Raw genomic sequence first — 17,548 nt, forward strand, 5'->3', positions numbered from 1 at the left:
AGATAACCTAAACATGAAAAGAGGCGTGGAATGACGCTCCATCAACGTGTGCTCTCGTTTGTCATCACCGCTGCCGTGGTCATCCTTTTGGTGACCACGGCAGTGGTCTTTCATTTTGGTGTCGAACAGATAGAGCGAGAGCAGCAGCAACACTCACGTTTGTTAAGCCAGTCACTCGCAGAGGCGTTACCTGTGGTGCTTGAACAGGGTGATACGCAAAGGCTCAATAAACTGGTTTCTCACTTTATCACGATGCCTCAGGTGGAGAAGATTATTGTCAAACCTATGCTCTCGGGAGACCGTCAAGTGTGGGAGTCTGACTCACCGAGCCTGGACGCACCGGGATGGTTTACACAACTGACGGGGCTCACAACCCGTACCCGCTCAGTCTCAGTGACTAATGGTTGGACTCAGTTAGCACAATTGACCATAGCGATAGGGCCACAGCGAAACATTGAGACCCTGTGGAGCCGGCTTTTACAGCTGGTCCTAGCGTTAATGGCAGTGAGTGTACTGATAAGCTTAGGGGCGTCGGTCATGTTCCTTAGCGTGACTGCACCGCTGGGTGAGCTACGAAAACGGTTGAAAGCATTGGGTCATGGTGATTTTCATCCCGCGCGGGCTAGGACGCGTGTTAATGATTTGGCGGCCTTACAAAGTGCGTTTAACCTTGCCGGTCAGCAAGTTGCCAAAGTCCAGCAATCGCAGCAAGAAGAATTGGCACGCTTGCGCGATAAATTGATGGTTGATCCTGTCTCAAGATTACCTAACCGAGGCTACTTCCAGCATCAGTTGCAAAGTTACATAAAAGACGGCGTGGGTTGTACGCTTGTGCTCATCGAAGTTTCTTGGTTATCGCGACTGCGCGCACGTTATGGTTACCAATATCGTGATCAGTGTTGGCGCTTGCTGGGAGAAGCGTTAACACAAGGGGAGCTGGCACAAAGCCATCAATTAGTGGCGCGTCTAAGTCATAACGAGATCGCGATACTGCTGACGATTGATGAAGAGAGCATAGTGCGTCGCTACTTGAGGCAACTATTGCGCGCCATAAACCAAGAGCTTGAGCATATTGCTTTGCCTGTTAACCAAGGGTTTCATCTTGGTTTGGCGCAAACCCGTACGGATGATACGGCCAGCCTGATGGCCAAAGCGGATAATGCCTTACAACAGGCTAAGCGCCAAGGTGACGTCTATTTCTGGCCCTCTGACGAACAAGCTGATAGTCGTACTCGAGAGCAATGGCGGCAGATATTACTTGATGCGCTGAATAAAAATCCACTCGCGCTTTATGCCCAGCCGGTTCGCCATCGCGATAATCAACATAACTGGCACCAAGAGGTGTATGCGCACCTTTGGGTTGATGAGAGTTGGCTGGGTGCGGGGCAATTGTTGAACCGTATCTCGATGTACGCACTGGGTGAAGAGTTTGATAGGCATGTGTTGGCTCGGGTCGATGAATACGTAAAAGCCAACCCTGTTACGGATAAGTTAGCGGTCAACCTGACGTTAGAAAGTGTTAAAAGCCAAGCCTTCCATGATTGGCTGCAAAACTTTTTGTTGAAAACCTACTTGGCCAATAAATTGACATTTGAGGTGGCAGAAAGGGCAGTGCATCAAGACCCAGAAGCTTGCCAGGCGTTGTTTCAACTCATTCGTGATCAAGGCTTTGAGGTCGGCGTGGACCACTTTGGGCGTGATATGGATAACGTTGATTATATTAAACATGTCGACCCAGACTACGTGAAGCTCGATATTGGTTTTGGTCAGCCGTCGAGTGATGTTGACGATGTGTTTATTCATATGTTGGTGAATATTGCCGCGTCTCGGGAAATAAAGGTGATTGCCACGGGAATCGAGCAGTCAGAGCAGCATCAGTATTTTCATCAGTTGGGCTGTCAAGGGTACCAGGGATACATTCTTCCCCCCCTTCGCCTTGATAATGAGCACGAGCGTCGCGACTAAGTCAGTCGCTTTTCCATTATCCAAGCATCTTCACGATGACCGTCGGCACAGCGGTAATACTGTTGCCGGCGGTGAACCACTCGGAAACCATGCTTTTGATAAAGTGCTTTGGCAGGTATGTTACTCTCTCGTACTTCTAGCCAAATACTGTCCGCCCCAGCATGACGTAGTGTCGTTATCATCCCGTTTAAAAGCTCCCATCCCCATCCTTGCCCCTGATAATCAGGATCGATAGCGATATTCAACAGCTCACCCTCATCCGCGATACAGCGTGCATAAAAATAACCGATGATGGTTGAGGGCGTAGTGGCCAAGCGCAGCACGTAGTGATAGTCAAACTGGCGAGGCGAAACCGCCAATTGTGACGCAGACCATGGAAAGAGGTGAGCGCGCTGCTCGATAGCGCTGATCCTCTCAATATCGTCATCATCGAGTGGGGTAATCTGGTAATCACTCATACTGACAAATCTGACGCCAAAGATCGCGCTTAGCCATCGGGTTATCGTGCATCTGCGCTAAAGGAAGTGAATACAAGCTCTTGACGCCATCGACAATGATCTCGGGCGAGTCAATATACCAACACCAGCTAAGATGATGATCACCCAACGCAGCCAAGGCGGCATGGGGGAGTTGACGAGCTTGATCAGCGCTTAGTTTGATACTTTTGAGAATATTGCCAAATAGCCATGCGTCTTGATCAGTGAGTACGTGATCGCAGACCAACAATAATTGGCAGTGGTCAGGCAACTGAATCACCTCTTGCTCTCGACCGTAGATTTCTGGGTGTCGCAATTGCCACACATCGAGATCCATGGCTTGTAAACGTTGGATATCCGTTAACATGGTTTGGTGACTCTTACGTTGAAGTCGCGGCGGCGAGTTGTTTATACCACCAAGTATCATCCGGGTCTAAGGGGGCAAATTCTGCCTTTTCGGCAACGTCACTGGGCGCAATTTTTAACAGGCTATAGCCCAGTTCAAACAAAGTAGACTCAGCCTCGTCTAACAGTGGCATCACCAAGTCTGCATCTGGGCTATGCCATAACGTAATTTCTTGGGTGTTATTGGCGGTTTGAGCGTCGGTGATGGCAATGTGCCCTAATATCTCTCCCATATCATCAGTTGCAAGGAGAGAAAGCGAGATCTGCCCCGTTTCGCGCAGCTGTTGGAGCTGATCGGCTTGCATGGGGCGCATTAGCGTCTCTCGCCACCAACCGTCTAGTCGAACCAGGTCGGCGGGCGCTTCTGTACGAATCATCATCACAGAGGTAGTGGTTATTAAATGGTGTAGCCAGAATAACGGATTCCCGATCCCGTGCAAGAGGTGACTGTCGTTTGTGTTTGATGCTTACGCAGCTAAATGCATAAATAGTCAGCAAATTGTGCAATATGGCGACACAGTCTCCCCTGTTTGCTGATTTTGAGTCCTTTATCTATTTTTACAGTAAAATATGCGGTATATAGTGATAAAAGCTTGAACCCATGACGCGTGCCTCATAAAGTGCTACTGACAACAAAGTTAAAAGTGTCTAATATATGAGACGCTTGTCTCGCCAATGAGATGGTCGAGAGTGATTCCCAGATGTGAGCTTTTCATGCCAATATCGTCGTTAAATGATTGGTTCTACTGCTTAACCGATAACAGTCCGTTTCTTTTTGCCATTCTCGACAGCAATGATTGCTATCTTTACGCCAACCAACGCTACAGCGAGCTGTCTGGCTTGGCCTTGCCGTCGTTAAAGGGGTTATCCGATATCGATACCCTAGGCGAGGCGTTTTATCAGTCGGTCAAACCGCATTATGACAAAGCCAGACGGGGTGAATGCGCCGAGGGAGAGGTGCTTCTTACTGACAACTACCATAGTGCTAGCTTTCACTTCAGTGTTGCACCATTACCAAATGTCGCTGATGAAAGTGGTAAGCCCTGCGTGATCTTTCATGCCGCAGATACATCCGAACGCCAAGTATTAGCCAGTGCGCTCGAAGAGGCGGAGGAAAAATACCACCATCTTAGTCAACTTATCGATGACGGCTGCTGCGTGGTTGAAGATGGCTGTATATTATCAGCGAACCCTGCGGCGGCTGGGCTACTGGGCGTCGGTAGTATCGACGCGCTGATGGGTGAACCTTTATCAGACTATCTTGTGGTGGCAGAGGCAACGACCACCACTATTGACAGCCTATTGCGTGCGCCCCATGGGCAAGGTGTGTCGGTGGTGAGTGCAAAAAACAGCGCGCCGCTGACCGTGTGCCAATCACCGATCCATCTTTTGGGCAAAAAAGCGCATATGCTGCGTCTACAGCCGACAATCACTGACTCGTCGGTTAAGCGCCTAAAGCCCACCGAAAAAGAGGATGTCAGCAAAGTTGGTGAGCAACAATCCGCTTATACGGATGCATTAACAGGTCTTTATAACCGCTACGGGTTCAGTCGAGAGCTGGATAGGCTGATAAAGGCACAAACGCCATTGGCCATGTTGTACCTTGATGTCGATAATTTTAAAAATATCAATGATTCTCTCGGACACCATGTCGGCGATCGTGTGCTTCAGGATATTGCTCAGCGCTTACGCGCCTTGCTCTCGGCAGATACTATCATTGGCCACTTAGGCGGTGACGAGTTTGCGGTGTTGCTTCCTAAGCCTGCAACGGAAGATGCGCCTGATCAGTTGGCTGACAAAGTGGTCGGGGCCATTAGCGAGCCTTTTGAATTGCATTATTTTAGTAAGTACTTGGCGTGTTCAGTGGGGATGGTGCGTTATCCCGACGATGGTAAAGACGCCCGCCAGCTGCTGCAAAATGCGGATACCGCGATGTATGAGGCTAAAGAGCAAGGTCGAAACCGTGTGGTCGCCTATCATGACAGCATGAGTAAAGAGGCACGGATGCGCCTGTGGTTGGAAATCGAGCTACAAAAGGCCTTACAAAATAACGGCCTGGAAGTGTGGTATCAACCTAAAGTCAGTGCCAGTGATTATCGTATCAACGGTGCTGAAGCCTTAGTGCGTTGGAAACACCCAGTTGAGGGCTATATCAGTCCTGGGCGTTTTATTCCGGTCGCAGAGCGCTGCGGACTGATTGAAGCGCTCGGCCGTCATGTGATGCGCGAGGTCTTCCAAAACGTGCGTCGCTGGCGTCAACAAGGCATATTGCCGGGACGGGTAGCGATTAACTTATCGCCAGAGCAATTTAGCAGCCCCAAGCTAACTGAGCACATGGAAAAGCTGATTAAAGCCACGGGGGCGAAACCAGAAGATATTACTTTTGAGTTAACGGAAAGCGCGGTGATGAAAAACGATGAGCATGCGCTGAATATGCTCAATRCGATAAAATCACTGGGCTTTGCCCTCTCGATTGACGATTTTGGCACCGGCTACTCATCCTTGTCTTACCTTGCCCGTTTTCCGCTTGATGAGCTTAAGATTGACCGTGCGTTTATTCACGATATGGATGCCTTGAGTAAACAGGTGACGCTGGTGGAAAGCATTATTCATCTCGGCCGAGCCATGGAAATGACCGTGGTGGCAGAGGGGGTCGAAACCCGTCAGCAGGCGTCAGTGCTCACTAACCTGCACTGTGACACGATTCAAGGGTATTATTTTCACTCGCCCATGCCTAAGCATGAGTTTGAAAAGCTATTGCTGAAAAGTAAGCCCCACAAGCAACCACCACAGGCCTTGGCGCCCAGTGCGCAGACAAGCTAACCGGATACCTGTTGGTATTACTCATGATCAAAAATAGAGCAGTGAACCTGCTCTATTTTTATGCTTGAGGCGCTATCGAGTGAGGCGCTATGGTCGACGGTAGGCGAGTCGGTTGAGCTCAAGTAACGCATAGCGGTGTTCGACAAACTCATACACGTTGCCCGACATGGCAAGCTTATACAATGCCACGGCGCGATCGTTGTCGCCCTGGAATTGATAGCGTTTAGCAAGGTAAAAGTAAGCTTCACATAAACGTTCTGCTAGCAGTTCATTGTCTTCACCTTGCGAGGCAAGTTGCTCCAGCAGCTCACGTTCACTGAGCTTACCGAGGTACATATCGACAAGCTGCCAGCCCCAACCCGAAGCTTCTGCATTCGCTTTTCGCGTTGCCAGCGCTTGTTGTGCCTTGGTTTCCCCCTTCCAATCGCGTTCCACCAAATAAAGCCAAATGAGGCGATAAGGATCGTCGCGATCTTCTTGGTAGTGATGGAGTAAGTCTTGATGGGCCAGGCGATAGCGACCGCCGTAGTACAAGGCGATCCCACGATTACGCGCGGCATAGCTGTGGCTATTATCCAGCTCTAACGTTGAGTCAAAGGCCTCGTAGGCAGCATCATAGTGGCCGTTTTGAGTAAAATAGACCCCAAGAATATTGAACACATCAGGTTGATCCGGCTTTAGTGAGAGAGACTGGTTAAAGTCCAATCGTGCCAAATCGCGCATCCCCAAGCTGTCGTGCATCAGTCCACGCTCATAATGCAATTGGGCGCGTGCGTCGTCACTCAAATCATTGCGCGCAAGCAGCTGATCAATCCGTGCTAGGTGCACTTCCTGCTGCAGGGTAGGCTGTAAAGGGACGGCCATAGGAGGAAATGTCCACTGGCTGGTGCAGCCTGTTAATAGTAACAGCGCCAGTATCGCCAGAGGCTTGTAAAACACCGCCCGTGGCTGAATAAAAAAGGTCATGAAGGCGCATCTCCGTGTAAAAAAAAGGGGGCCTCAGCCCCCTTTATATCATGAATGACGATATGACTCTAAGCGTCAGTGCTTGGTGCTTCTTCTGCTGGCGCAGCATCAGCAGCGGGGGCTTTTTCTGCCGCCGCTTCTTTCATGCTCAAGCGGATACGACCTTGACGGTCAACTTCCAGCACTTTCACGTCCACTTCTTGGCCGATTTCGAGATAATCAGACACCTTCTCAACGCGTTGATCAGCGATTTGAGAAATGTGAACCAGACCATCTTTGCCGCCAATTACTGAGACGAAGGCACCGAAGTCAACGATACGCTGAACCTTACCGGTATAGATACGGCCCACTTCGACTTCTGCAGTGAGTGCTTCGATGCGTGAAATGGCATCTTTGGCAGCTTCACCGTCGGTGGCCGCAATTTTCACTGTGCCGTTGTCGTCGATTTCAATGGTGGTGCCAGTTTCTTCGGTAAGCTGACGGATCACGGCGCCACCTTTACCAATGACATCGCGGATCTTATCTGGGTTGATGCTCATGGTGTGGATACGAGGCGCGAACTCAGAGATATCGTCGCGTGCCGAGCCGATGGCTTGGTCCATCACATCCAGGATGTGTAAACGTGCGCCTTTAGCTTGGTTCAATGCGATTTGCATGATCTCTTTAGTGATCCCTTCGATTTTGATGTCCATCTGCAACGCAGTGACACCGTCATCCGTCCCAGCCACTTTAAAGTCCATGTCACCTAAGTGATCTTCATCACCCAAGATGTCAGAAAGCACAACGAAATCGTTGTCTTCTTTCACCAGACCCATGGCGATACCGGCCACTGATTTTTTCACAGGTACACCGGCATCCATCAGCGCCAAGGAGGTGCCGCAGACAGAAGCCATTGAGGAAGAGCCGTTGGATTCTGTGATCTCAGATACCACACGCAGTGTGTATGGGAATTCATCTTGGCTTGGTAGAACCGCTGCAATACCGCGCTTCGCTAGGCGACCATGGCCGATTTCGCGGCGCTTTGGTGAGCCAACAAAACCGGTTTCACCGACACAGTAAGGAGGGAAGTTGTAGTGCAGCATGAAGCCTTCTTGGCGCTCACCCATGATCGAGTCGATGGTTTGCGCGTCACGCTGAGTACCGAGTGTGGCGGTGACCAATGCTTGTGTTTCACCACGGGTAAACAAGGCGCTGCCGTGAGTACGTGGTAATACGCCCGTACGCACGTCGAGGGCACGAACCATGTCTTTTTCACGGCCATCAATACGGGGTTCACCCGCAATGATACGGCTACGCACGACTTTCTTTTCCAGGTCGCCAAGCATGCCTAGGATTTCACGCTCATCCAAGGTCTCGTCTTCGCCGACTAGTGCTGCCACCACTTCCTGCTTCACCTGACCAATTTGCTCGTAACGGGCCATTTTTTCAGTGATTTGGTATGCCTGAGCCAGTGGACCTTGTGCCATTTCAGCCACACGGGTTTGTAGCGCAGCGTTAACTTCCGGCGCTTGCCAATCCCAAGTAGGCGTTCCCACTTCGGCGGCAAATTCTTTGATTGCGTTGATCGCGGTTTGCTGTTGCTCATGACCAAACATTACCGCTTGCAGCATTTGCTCTTCGCTTAGGCGGTCAGCTTCAGACTCTACCATCAGCACCGCACCTTCAGTCCCGGCCACAACGAGGTCAAGTTTACTCTCGTCTAGCTCTGCTGGGCTTGGGTTAAGCACGAGTTCATCATTGATGTAGCCGACGCGTGCAGAGCCGATAGGGCCGTTGAATGGGATGCCTGAGATGGCCAGTGCTGCCGAGGTACCCAGCATGGCAACGATATCAGGGCTAACCGCTGGGTTAACAGATACGACGGTTGCGATGACCTGTACTTCGTTTTTGAACGAGTCCGGGAATAGCGGACGGATAGGGCGGTCAATCAGACGTGCGGTCAGTGTTTCTGACTCAGAAGGGCGGCCTTCGCGCTTGAAAAAACCACCTGGGATTTTACCTGCGGCGTAGGTACGCTCTTGGTAGTTGACTGTCAGTGGGAAGAAACTTTGGCCTTCAGCCGCTTCTTTTTTACCGACGACAGAAACGAATACCGAGGTATCGTCCATGCTGACCATGACAGCACCATTGGCCTGACGTGCCATCACGCCTGTTTCCAATGTCACTGTATGATTGCCGTATTGGAATGTTTTTACGATTGGATTCACAGATTATTTCCTTGTTGCTAAGGGATAAACCCGTTGGTTTATCTCACTAAGTGTTGGCTTTCAGCTGCTCACCATCGCGACTAATGACAGCACGCTGCGCGGGTGTTTGGCCTTCGTGGGCGGTATGCTGTCAATAGTCGCGACCTTATGGTCGACGTTGTTGACTGTGTTACAGCTGAAAGTGGCGCTAATTATACACGTGCTTGGCCGATAACGACACCACGAGGCGGTCAAATGGCAACATTTGTGATGTGTTTGGCAAGCAATATTGACCCTAAAGGATGCAGATAACACGGTGAAGTCAGATTTGTGAATTGAAGCTGACTACAAGATCAGCGAAAATACGCCACCTTTGTGAATGACCTCCTCAGCTGGCGCCTGATTGCCGCCTGAAGCCAACAAGAAGATAACCTGCTATGTCAAATACACTGCTGCAACAGGAAGTTGATAAACGCCGCACGTTTGCGATTATCTCGCACCCAGATGCGGGTAAAACCACCATCACCGAGAAGGTGCTGTTATTCGGACGTGCCATTCAAACGGCAGGCACCGTGAAAGGGCGTGGCTCTAACCAACATGCGAAGTCTGATTGGATGGACATGGAAAAAGAGCGTGGTATCTCTGTCACCACCTCGGTGATGCAATTTCCTTACAACGACTGCCTAGTGAACCTGCTTGATACCCCAGGGCACGAAGACTTTTCGGAAGATACGTACCGGACACTGACTGCTGTCGATTCGTGTTTAATGGTGATTGATGCGGCGAAAGGTGTCGAGGATCGTACCCGTAAGCTGATGGAAGTCACCCGTTTACGTGATACTCCGATCATCACCTTCATGAACAAACTTGACCGTGATATCCGCGACCCAATGGAGCTGCTTGATGAAGTAGAAAGTGAGCTCAATATTGCGTGTGCGCCGGTATCTTGGCCGATTGGTTGCGGGAAAGGTTTCCAAGGTGTGTATCACATTCATCGTGACGAAAGCATTCTATATCAATCTGGCCAAGGCCATACCATCCAGGAAGCACGTATCATCAAAGGCTTGGATAATCCTGAATTGGATGATGCGATCGGTGCAGACATTGCGCAAGATTTGCGTGACGAGCTGGAACTAGTGATGGGTGCGTCTCATGCGTTCGACCATGAGCTGTTTTTAAGCGGTGAACTCACGCCTGTTTTCTTCGGTACCGCACTGGGTAACTTCGGTGTGGATCATATGCTGGATGGCTTGACTGAGTGGGCACCCAAGCCCATGGCGCGCCCGACCCATGACCGTGAGGTCAAGGCTGACGAGGAGAAGTTCTCGGGATTTGTGTTTAAAATTCAAGCCAATATGGACCCACGTCACCGTGACCGGATCGCGTTTATGCGCATTGTTTCCGGCAAGTATCAGCAAGGAATGAAACTGCGCCATGTACGTTTAGGTAAGCAAGTGAATATTTCCGATGCGGTGACCTTTATGGCAGGGGATCGGTCACGGGCTGAAGATGCGTTTGCTGGCGACATTATTGGCTTGCACAACCATGGCACCATTCAAATTGGTGATACCTTTACGCAAGGAGAAGATCTGAAATTTGCGGGGATCCCGAATTTTGCCCCAGAGCTTTTCCGTCGGATCCGCCTCAAAGATCCATTGCGTCAAAAGCAGCTGCTTAAAGGTTTGATTCAGCTGTCTGAGGAAGGTGCGGTACAGGTGTTCCGTCCGTTGCAATCGAACGACTTAATCGTCGGAGCGGTTGGTGTCCTCCAGTTCGATATGGTGGTAGCTCGCTTGAAAGCTGAATACAACGTGGATGCCTTGTATGAGCCGATTAATGTGGCCACCGCGCGTTGGGTGGAGTGCAAGGATGAGAAGAAGCTGGACGAATTTCAGCGTAAAAACCAAGCGAACTTGGCTTTGGATGGTGGCGACAACTTGACGTACATTGCGCCGACCATGGTTAACCTGAACCTTACGCAAGAGCGCTTCCCGGATATTGATCTCAGAGCGACCCGCGAACACTAATCGGTAAAGGGCGAAGACTGAGTCACCCCCGTGTGGCGAAAAACACGCATAAGGGAAAGATAACGCTCTCCAAGTTCGCCCCCATGCTATACTGCCGTCTGTAACCAGACGGCTTTTTAATGGCAAAAGGTTTACAAAGCAAGGATGCCAATAATGATGATTGCGCGTATTAAACGTTGGGTGGCAGGTTACGATGCCTGGTGTCAGCGAATGGGGCTGGGCGAGGATAACCGCCGAAGCTGTGTGCCTATCAAGCGTTCAGAAAATACGCCCCCCACACAAACGTCTCAGCATGATTGATACCCATTGCCATTTTGACTTTTCTCCGTTTCGAGACGCCCCGGAGCGATACTGGCAGGCGGCACGCGAAAGCGGTGTGATGCGGATGGTGGTCCCCGGTGTTAGCGAGAGTAACTGGTCAGCAGTGCTGTCGTTGACTGAACGCTTACAAGGCGTTTACGCGGGGCTAGGGCTGCACCCATGTTTTCTCGATGTTCACACTGACACCAGCCTAGATAAACTTGATCAGGCACTGGCCGCGCGTCCTGCGCGCTGTGTCGCTGTCGGAGAAGCCGGGCTCGACTTTTTTGTCGCGAACCAGGATGCCGCTCAGCAGCGCCAGCAAGCGCTATTGGAGGGGCAGCTTTGGCTCGCACGCCACTATGATCTCCCCATTATTCTGCATAGCCGCAAAGCGCATAACCAATTATTACGCACCGTTAAAGCCTACCCAGGCGTACGCGGGGTGTTACATGCGTTCAGTGGCAGTGAACAGCAGGGTAAACAGTTTATTGATGCGGGTTTGATGCTCGGGGTTGGCGGCACCGTCACCTATTCTCGCGCGCAAAAGACTCGCCGCGCCATTGCACAGCTACCTTTAGAGCACCTCGTCCTTGAAACCGATGCCCCGGACATGCCTTTGGCCGGATTTCAAGGAAAACCGAACACACCCTCTCAGGTATCACGGGTTGCTGATGTGGTGGCAGCGTTAAAAAGCTGTGACAGAGATCATCTGGTGGCTGAAACATCAGACAACGCTGAAAGATTGTTTGGCTTTGATTGAGCGGGAACGGGCAAAAGACAAACGTTTGCGGTTGCATAAGCTCACAAAACTAGATCAAAGTCATACTTATTGATGCATTACAAAATAGTTTTACAGCGAACTGTGATTGGAATATTACTTTAATGTGACTGCGATGCGTATAATCTCTCCCGGAAACCAAATTCCACTTTGTCGAGACGCCAACTTTTTACTTTGAGGATGCCAATACTATGAGCCTGCTGATGAGCGTGATCGGGATGGTTGTACTGCTAGGGATAGCTGTTCTTCTTTCCGATAACCGCAAAGCCATTAACCTCCGTACCGTGGGTGGCGCATTCGCTATCCAACTCTTTTTCGGTGCTTTCGTACTGTATGTCGATGTCGGACGCGACATTCTGTACGGCGCATCACAATACGTTGCTAACGTCATCGCATACGGTGACGAAGGGATCAGCTTCATCTTTGGTGGGCTGGTTTCTGACAAAATGTTTGAACTGTTCGGCGGTGGCGGTTTCGTCTTCGCACTGAAAGTTCTGCCAGTTATTGTCTTCTTCTCATCACTGATCAGCGTGCTTTACTACCTGGGTATTATGCAGGTTGTGATCAACGTGCTCGGTGGTGGTCTACAAAAAGCACTGGGTACCTCACGTGCCGAGTCTATGTCAGCAACCGCTAACATCTTTGTCGGACAAACCGAAGCGCCATTGGTGATCCGTCCATTCGTACCTCGCATGACACAGTCAGAGCTGTTCGCAGTCATGTGTGGTGGTCTGGCCTCGGTTGCTGGTGGCGTACTGGCCGGTTATGCCTCTATGGGTGTTCCGCTTGAGTACTTGATTGCGGCATCATTCATGGCCGCACCAGGTGGTCTACTGTTTGCGAAAATCATCAAACCTGAAACCGACGAGCCGGTCGAGCAGATGGCTGACGCGACCGCTGAAGGCGCAGAGAAGCCAGCGAACGTGATTGATGCAGCCGCAGGCGGCGCTTCATCAGGTATGCAACTGGCGCTTAACGTTGGTGCTATGCTACTTGCGTTCATTGGTTTGATTGCCCTGATTAACGGCATGCTAGGCGGTATCGGTGGCTGGTTCGGTTACCCAGACATCACGCTGGAGCTGATCTTGGGTTACCTGTTCGCCCCGTTTGCATTCCTTATCGGTGTGCCATGGGAAGAAGCGGTGGTCGCAGGCTCTTTCATCGGTCAGAAGATCGTGGTTAACGAATTCGTGGCTTACCTGAACTTCACGCAATACCTTGGTGAAGGTGCGCAAGTTGTTGCGGCAACAGGTATGGAAATGACAGAGAAAACCAAAGCGATTATCTCCTTTGCTCTGTGTGGTTTTGCTAACTTGTCGTCTGTGGCTATCTTGCTAGGTGGCTTGGGTGGCCTCGCGCCAAACCGTCGTCCAGAAATTGCACGCTTCGGTGTGAAAGCGGTGATCGCCGGTACCTTGTCTAACTTGATGGCGGCGACCATTGCGGGTCTATTTGTTACCTTAACCTTGGCGGGCTAATCGTCTTATCGCGATAGCACATCATGTTGAGCAAAACGCCACACGGGCTGCCTGTGTGGCGTTTTTTTATTGCAGCCATTGGCGTGATACGCTCAGCCCACATCCTCTAGGGGTGTATACTCAGAGGTAGATACGAGCGAACAAAAAAGGTAACGATATGCAGGAAGTCCTTCTCGCCTTGGTGGCTGGTTTTTTGGTTGGCGTACTGTTTAGCGCGATAAAACTCCCCATACCCGCACCGCCTGTTTTATCCGGTGTGATGGGCATCGTCGGGGTGTATTTGGGCGGCGTCGGCTATCAGTGGATTGTGGCGCGTTTTTTCAGTTAGAAAGATTGGTTCCACCGCGCAACAGTGTATTTTTCAACATAAACGGTAAAATCTAGTTTTGCTGAAACGGCGTTGGTAAAATAAGTGAACGCCGTCAAAGTTTGCTGGCGCCACAATCCTTATTTTCCTCTCATGGTTAGCAACAAGGTGTGGCTAGCCCAATCGGAAACGTCCAACGGCGGAACCGCAAGCACATAGGTGTTTGCACGCGGCAACAAGGATGGTTGGTTGAAGGCGGCGCGATGTCCAGCCTCAAACTTCATGGAGCCAAGTCCGCTGAGCAATGACCGGAAAACAGAACCGGTTGTTAATACAGTGGCCAACCCTATACCTGTTTGGCAAAAGAATGAGGACTGGAGATAACCCATGAACGAATTACAAACCGCGGCCCTACGCGCACTAAAACTGATGGATCTGACGACACTGAACGATGATGATACCGATGAAAAGGTGATCAGCCTGTGTCAGAACGCGAAAACCGCCGTTGGTAATACTGCAGCGATTTGCATCTATCCGCGCTTTATCCCTATCGCCAAAAAAACACTGCGCGAACAAGGCACGCCAGAGGTGCGTATCGCCACCGTGACGAACTTCCCTCACGGTAATGATGATATTGATATTGCGGTGGCAGAAACCAAGGCAGCCGTCGCTTACGGCGCCGATGAGGTTGATGTGGTGTTCCCGTATCGCGCGCTGATTGCAGGTGATGAACAAGTAGGTGCTGAGCTGGTCAAACAATGTAAAGCCGCGTGTGGCAGTGATGTATTGCTTAAAGTGATCATCGAAACCGGTGAACTGAAAAGTGAAGCACTGATCAAACGCGCCTCTGAGATAGCCATTGATGCAGGCGCTGACTTTATCAAAACCTCCACGGGGAAAGTGGCGGTGAATGCCACCCCAGAAGCGGCGGAGATCATGCTCAACGTGATTAACGATAAAGGCGTGGCTGAGACTGTTGGCTTTAAACCTGCGGGCGGTGTACGTACCGCTGAAGACGCACAGCAATACTTGGCAATGGCTGACCGTATTCTTGGTGAACAATGGGCTGATAGCCGTCACTACCGTTTTGGTGCTTCTAGCTTACTGGCAAATCTGCTGCACACCTTGGGCGAAGGTGAAAAAGCAGCTGAAGGCGGTTATTAACTGTCGATTGTCAATCGATACCCAGGGCAAGGTAGGCCTTGCCCATTTGCCGGTAAGGAGGAAGCATGATCTTACCTCAAGAGATTATTCGTAAAAAACGCGACAACCTTGCGTTGAGCAAACAAGAAATCTACGCGTTTATTCAAGGTGTCGCCGATGAGTCGGTCTCAGAAGGGCAAATTGCCGCGTTTGCGATGGCGATTTACTTTAATGACATGACCATGGATGAGCGAGTGGCACTGACCTGTGCGATGCGCGACTCTGGCATGACCTTAGATTGGTCTCACATGCAATTTGATGGCCCTGTGGTTGATAAGCATTCAACTGGTGGGGTGGGCGATGTCACCTCACTGATGCTGGGGCCCATGGTTGCTGCCTGTGGGGGATATGTGCCGATGATCTCAGGTCGCGGTTTGGGCCACACTGGCGGCACGTTGGACAAACTGGAGTCAATTCCTGGTTATAACATCATGCCAAGCAACCAAGTGTTTGGTGATGTGACCCGCGATGCCGGTGTGGCGATCATTGGGCAAACCGGCTCATTAGCGCCTGCGGATAAACGTGTGTATGCCACACGCGATGTGACGGCCACGGTCGACAACATATCTCTGATCACCGCGTCGATTCTGTCGAAAAAGCTGGCCGCAGGCCTGGATGCTTTGGTGATGGACGTCAAGGTTGGATCGGGTGCGTTCATGCCGACGTATGAAGACTCAGAGGCACTGGCCAAATCGATTGTGGGTGTGGCGAGCGGTGCTGGCACTAAAACCAGTGCGTTGTTGACGGACATGAACCAAGTATTAGCATCGTCGGCCGGCAACGCCTTAGAAGTCAAAGAAGCCGTCGACTTTTTGACCGGTCGTTACCGTAATCCACGCTTGTACAATGTGACTATGGCGCTATGCGCCGACATGTTGGTGGTCAGTGGATTGGCAACCGATGTGAATCAAGCAAAACAAAAACTGGATCAGGCACTGGATAGCGGTCGTGCTGCCGAGTGTTTTGCCAAGATGATCGCAGGACTAGGTGGCCCGGCAGATTTTGTTGAGTCGCCGGATCAATACCTCGCGACTGCATCCGTGATTAAGCCTGTCTATGCCGAGCAATCAGGTATTGCCAGTGCCATGGATACACGGGCATTGGGCATGGCTATTATAGAAATAGGTGGCGGCCGTCGGGTTGCCAGCGATAAAATTGATTATGCCGTTGGGTTGAACGAAATGATTCGTCTGGGGCAACAAGTGGATGAGCACACCCCGCTCGCCATGCTCCATGCTCAGACTGAAGAGCAATGGCAACAAGCGGCGAATGCGGTGCGAGCCGCAGTGAAAGTCGCTGATGAGGCGCCGAGTGCAACGCCAGACGTTTATCGTCGCATCAGCTTACAAGACGTCTAATGGAGGCGATCATGAAACGCGCAATTGTATTAGTTTTAGACTCATTTGGTATTGGCGCCACTGAAGACGCCGTCAAATTCGGTGACCAAGGTGCAAACACCTTGGGCCACATTGCACAAGCGTGTGCGAAAGGCGAAGCGGATAATGCGGATCGTCAAGGCCCATTATCTTTGCCTAACATGACCAAATTGGGCTTGGGTAAAGCCTGTGAAGAGTCGTCAGGTTACTTCCCAGAAGGCTTGGATTCACATGCAGAAATTATCGGTGCTTACGCACATGCTAAAGAGCTGTCTTCGGGTAAAGACACACCGTCTGGTCACTGGGAAATTGCCGGTGTGCCTGTCTTGTTTGACTGGGGCTACTTCTCAGACTTAACCAACAGCTTCCCGCAAGCGCTGCTTGATCGCATTGTTGAACGAGCGGGCGTACCTGGCTATCTCGGTAACTGCCATGCATCGGGCACGCAAGTGCTGGACGATCTGGGCGAAGAGCACATGAAAACGGGTAAGCCGATTTTCTATACCTCGGCGGACTCGGTGTTCCAAATCGCGTGCCATGAGGAAACCTACGGGCTAGATAACCTGTATGAGCTGTGCCAGATCGTGCGCGAAGAACTGGAAGACTATAACATCGGTCGCGTGATCGCCCGTCCTTTCATCGGGCCAGCGAAAGGTCAGTTTGAGCGTACCGGCAACCGCCGTGACTTGTCTGTCGAGCCACCTTCTCCTACCGTGCTACAAAAGCTGGTGGAAGAAAAAGGCGGTGATGTGATCTCGATTGGTAAGATTGCAGACATTTACGCGCATTGCGGTATCACCAAGAAAATCAAAGCCACAGGCCTAGAAGCGTTGTTTGATGCAACCAAAGACGCGATCAAAGAAGCAGGCAACAATAGCTTGGTTTTCACCAACTTTGTTGACTTTGACTCGGCGTACGGCCACCGCCGCAACGTTGCCGGTTATGCCGCGGCACTGGAGTACTTTGACCGTCGCTTACCCGAAATCATGGACATGCTTGAAGAAGACGATGTGCTGTTGCTAACGGCTGACCATGGTTGCGATCCAACTTGGCCTGGTACTGATCACACCCGTGAGCATATCCCTGCACTGGTCTACGGCAAAAAAGTGCCAGCGGGCTCACTCGGTCGCCGCGAAACGTTCGCGGATATTGGTCAGTCCTTAGCGGAATACTTTGATGTATCACCAATGGATTACGGGAAGTCGTTCCTGTAACGCGTTGACCACTTCCCTAGATAAAAAGAGATGGCGAACGG

Annotated in this window: 15 protein-coding genes; 10 read left to right on the plus strand and 5 right to left on the minus strand. The window is 51.0% G+C overall.

Translation table 11 applies throughout. The features are described from left to right. Positions 1–30 precede the first annotated feature (30 nt). Complete coding sequence (locus tag BZG72_RS12830) at positions 31–1,965, plus strand: bifunctional diguanylate cyclase/phosphodiesterase (RefSeq protein ID WP_077666959.1); 1,935 nt, start codon at positions 31–33, stop codon at positions 1,963–1,965. Here the strand turns inward: BZG72_RS12830 and rimI are convergent. Genes rimI through BZG72_RS12845 form a run of 3 tightly spaced genes read right to left on the minus strand, consistent with a single transcriptional unit; the run spans position 1,962 to position 3,226 of the window. Beyond that, positions 1,962–2,423: a ribosomal protein S18-alanine N-acetyltransferase gene (gene rimI, locus BZG72_RS12835; RefSeq protein WP_077666960.1), complete on the minus strand. Its 462-nt coding sequence runs from the start codon at positions 2,421–2,423 to the stop codon at positions 1,962–1,964. The genes BZG72_RS12830 and rimI overlap by 4 nt on opposite strands. After that, positions 2,416–2,808 (minus strand): DNA polymerase III subunit psi, encoded by a 393-nt coding sequence (locus tag BZG72_RS12840; RefSeq protein ID WP_046075130.1) that lies wholly within the window; start codon positions 2,806–2,808, stop codon positions 2,416–2,418. The genes rimI and BZG72_RS12840 overlap by 8 nt, the downstream gene beginning before the upstream one ends. 13 nt (positions 2,809–2,821) lie before the next feature. Further along, the gene (locus BZG72_RS12845; RefSeq protein ID WP_131825923.1) at positions 2,822–3,226 is read right to left on the minus strand and encodes a GNAT family N-acetyltransferase; all 405 of its coding nucleotides are present in this window, start codon (positions 3,224–3,226) and stop codon (positions 2,822–2,824) included. Positions 3,227–3,560: 334 nt separating this feature from the next. Between BZG72_RS12845 and BZG72_RS12850 the strand changes: the two genes are divergently transcribed. Continuing rightward, entirely contained in the window at positions 3,561–5,669 is a 2,109-nt protein-coding gene (locus tag BZG72_RS12850) for a sensor domain-containing protein (RefSeq protein ID WP_077666961.1), read from the plus strand. A gap of 87 nt (positions 5,670–5,756) precedes the next feature. Here the strand turns inward: BZG72_RS12850 and nlpI are convergent, their stop codons facing one another. Both nlpI and pnp read right to left on the minus strand, forming a co-directional pair. Continuing rightward, positions 5,757–6,635, minus strand: a complete 879-nt coding sequence (gene nlpI / locus BZG72_RS12855; protein WP_046075133.1) for a lipoprotein NlpI — start codon at positions 6,633–6,635, stop codon at positions 5,757–5,759. Between the two features lie 68 nt (positions 6,636–6,703). After that, positions 6,704–8,842: a polyribonucleotide nucleotidyltransferase gene (gene pnp, locus BZG72_RS12860; protein WP_046075134.1), complete on the minus strand. Its 2,139-nt coding sequence runs from the start codon at positions 8,840–8,842 to the stop codon at positions 6,704–6,706. 416 nt (positions 8,843–9,258) lie between these two features. Between pnp and prfC the strand changes: the two genes are divergently transcribed. The 8 genes from prfC (at position 9,259) to BZG72_RS12895 (ending at position 17,507) form a co-directional block, all read left to right on the plus strand. Next, a complete protein-coding gene (prfC, locus tag BZG72_RS12865) occupies positions 9,259–10,848 on the plus strand; it encodes a peptide chain release factor 3 (RefSeq protein ID WP_046075135.1) in 1,590 nt (529 codons plus the stop codon). A 153-nt stretch (positions 10,849–11,001) separates the two neighbouring features. Beyond that, a complete protein-coding gene (locus BZG72_RS16250; protein ID WP_158075476.1) occupies positions 11,002–11,148 on the plus strand; it encodes a hypothetical protein in 147 nt (48 codons plus the stop codon). Beyond that, on the plus strand, positions 11,141–11,911 hold the full coding sequence (locus BZG72_RS12870; RefSeq protein ID WP_046075136.1) for a TatD family hydrolase: 771 nt from the start codon (positions 11,141–11,143) through the stop codon (positions 11,909–11,911). The genes BZG72_RS16250 and BZG72_RS12870 overlap by 8 nt, the downstream gene beginning before the upstream one ends. A 209-nt stretch (positions 11,912–12,120) precedes the next feature. Further along, complete coding sequence (locus BZG72_RS12875; RefSeq protein ID WP_046075137.1) at positions 12,121–13,407, plus strand: NupC/NupG family nucleoside CNT transporter; 1,287 nt, start codon at positions 12,121–12,123, stop codon at positions 13,405–13,407. A gap of 157 nt (positions 13,408–13,564) precedes the next feature. After that, positions 13,565–13,735: a XapX domain-containing protein gene (locus tag BZG72_RS12880; protein WP_046075138.1), complete on the plus strand. Its 171-nt coding sequence runs from the start codon at positions 13,565–13,567 to the stop codon at positions 13,733–13,735. Between the two features lie 366 nt (positions 13,736–14,101). Next, positions 14,102–14,878, plus strand: coding sequence for a deoxyribose-phosphate aldolase (deoC, locus tag BZG72_RS12885; RefSeq protein WP_046075139.1), 777 nt, complete (start codon positions 14,102–14,104; stop codon positions 14,876–14,878). 65 nt (positions 14,879–14,943) lie between these two features. Further along, positions 14,944–16,275 (plus strand): thymidine phosphorylase, encoded by a 1,332-nt coding sequence (gene deoA, locus BZG72_RS12890; protein WP_077666962.1) that lies wholly within the window; start codon positions 14,944–14,946, stop codon positions 16,273–16,275. 11 nt (positions 16,276–16,286) lie between these two features. Further along, a complete protein-coding gene (locus BZG72_RS12895) occupies positions 16,287–17,507 on the plus strand; it encodes a phosphopentomutase (RefSeq protein ID WP_077606454.1) in 1,221 nt (406 codons plus the stop codon). Positions 17,508–17,548: the final 41 nt, after the last annotated feature.

Source organism: Salinivibrio sp. PR6 (assembly GCF_001995955.1).
Lineage (GTDB): Bacteria > Pseudomonadota > Gammaproteobacteria > Enterobacterales > Vibrionaceae > Salinivibrio > Salinivibrio siamensis.

Coding starts and splice junctions, on each gene's coding strand:
- deoC (WP_046075139.1), top strand. CDS start 14,102: ATGAACGAATTACAAACCGCGGCCCTACGCGCACTAAAACTGATGGAT.
- BZG72_RS12840 (WP_046075130.1), bottom strand. CDS start 2,808: ATGTTAACGGATATCCAACGTTTACAAGCCATGGATCTCGATGTGTGG.
- BZG72_RS12845 (WP_131825923.1), bottom strand. CDS start 3,226: ATGATGATTCGTACAGAAGCGCCCGCCGACCTGGTTCGACTAGACGGT.
- BZG72_RS12870 (WP_046075136.1), top strand. CDS start 11,141: ATGATTGATACCCATTGCCATTTTGACTTTTCTCCGTTTCGAGACGCC.
- deoA (WP_077666962.1), top strand. CDS start 14,944: ATGATCTTACCTCAAGAGATTATTCGTAAAAAACGCGACAACCTTGCG.
- BZG72_RS12830 (WP_077666959.1), top strand. CDS start 31: ATGACGCTCCATCAACGTGTGCTCTCGTTTGTCATCACCGCTGCCGTG.
- BZG72_RS12880 (WP_046075138.1), top strand. CDS start 13,565: ATGCAGGAAGTCCTTCTCGCCTTGGTGGCTGGTTTTTTGGTTGGCGTA.
- rimI (WP_077666960.1), bottom strand. CDS start 2,423: ATGAGTGATTACCAGATTACCCCACTCGATGATGACGATATTGAGAGG.
- BZG72_RS12875 (WP_046075137.1), top strand. CDS start 12,121: ATGAGCCTGCTGATGAGCGTGATCGGGATGGTTGTACTGCTAGGGATA.
- BZG72_RS12895 (WP_077606454.1), top strand. CDS start 16,287: ATGAAACGCGCAATTGTATTAGTTTTAGACTCATTTGGTATTGGCGCC.
- prfC (WP_046075135.1), top strand. CDS start 9,259: ATGTCAAATACACTGCTGCAACAGGAAGTTGATAAACGCCGCACGTTT.
- BZG72_RS16250 (WP_158075476.1), top strand. CDS start 11,002: ATGATGATTGCGCGTATTAAACGTTGGGTGGCAGGTTACGATGCCTGG.
- nlpI (WP_046075133.1), bottom strand. CDS start 6,635: ATGACCTTTTTTATTCAGCCACGGGCGGTGTTTTACAAGCCTCTGGCG.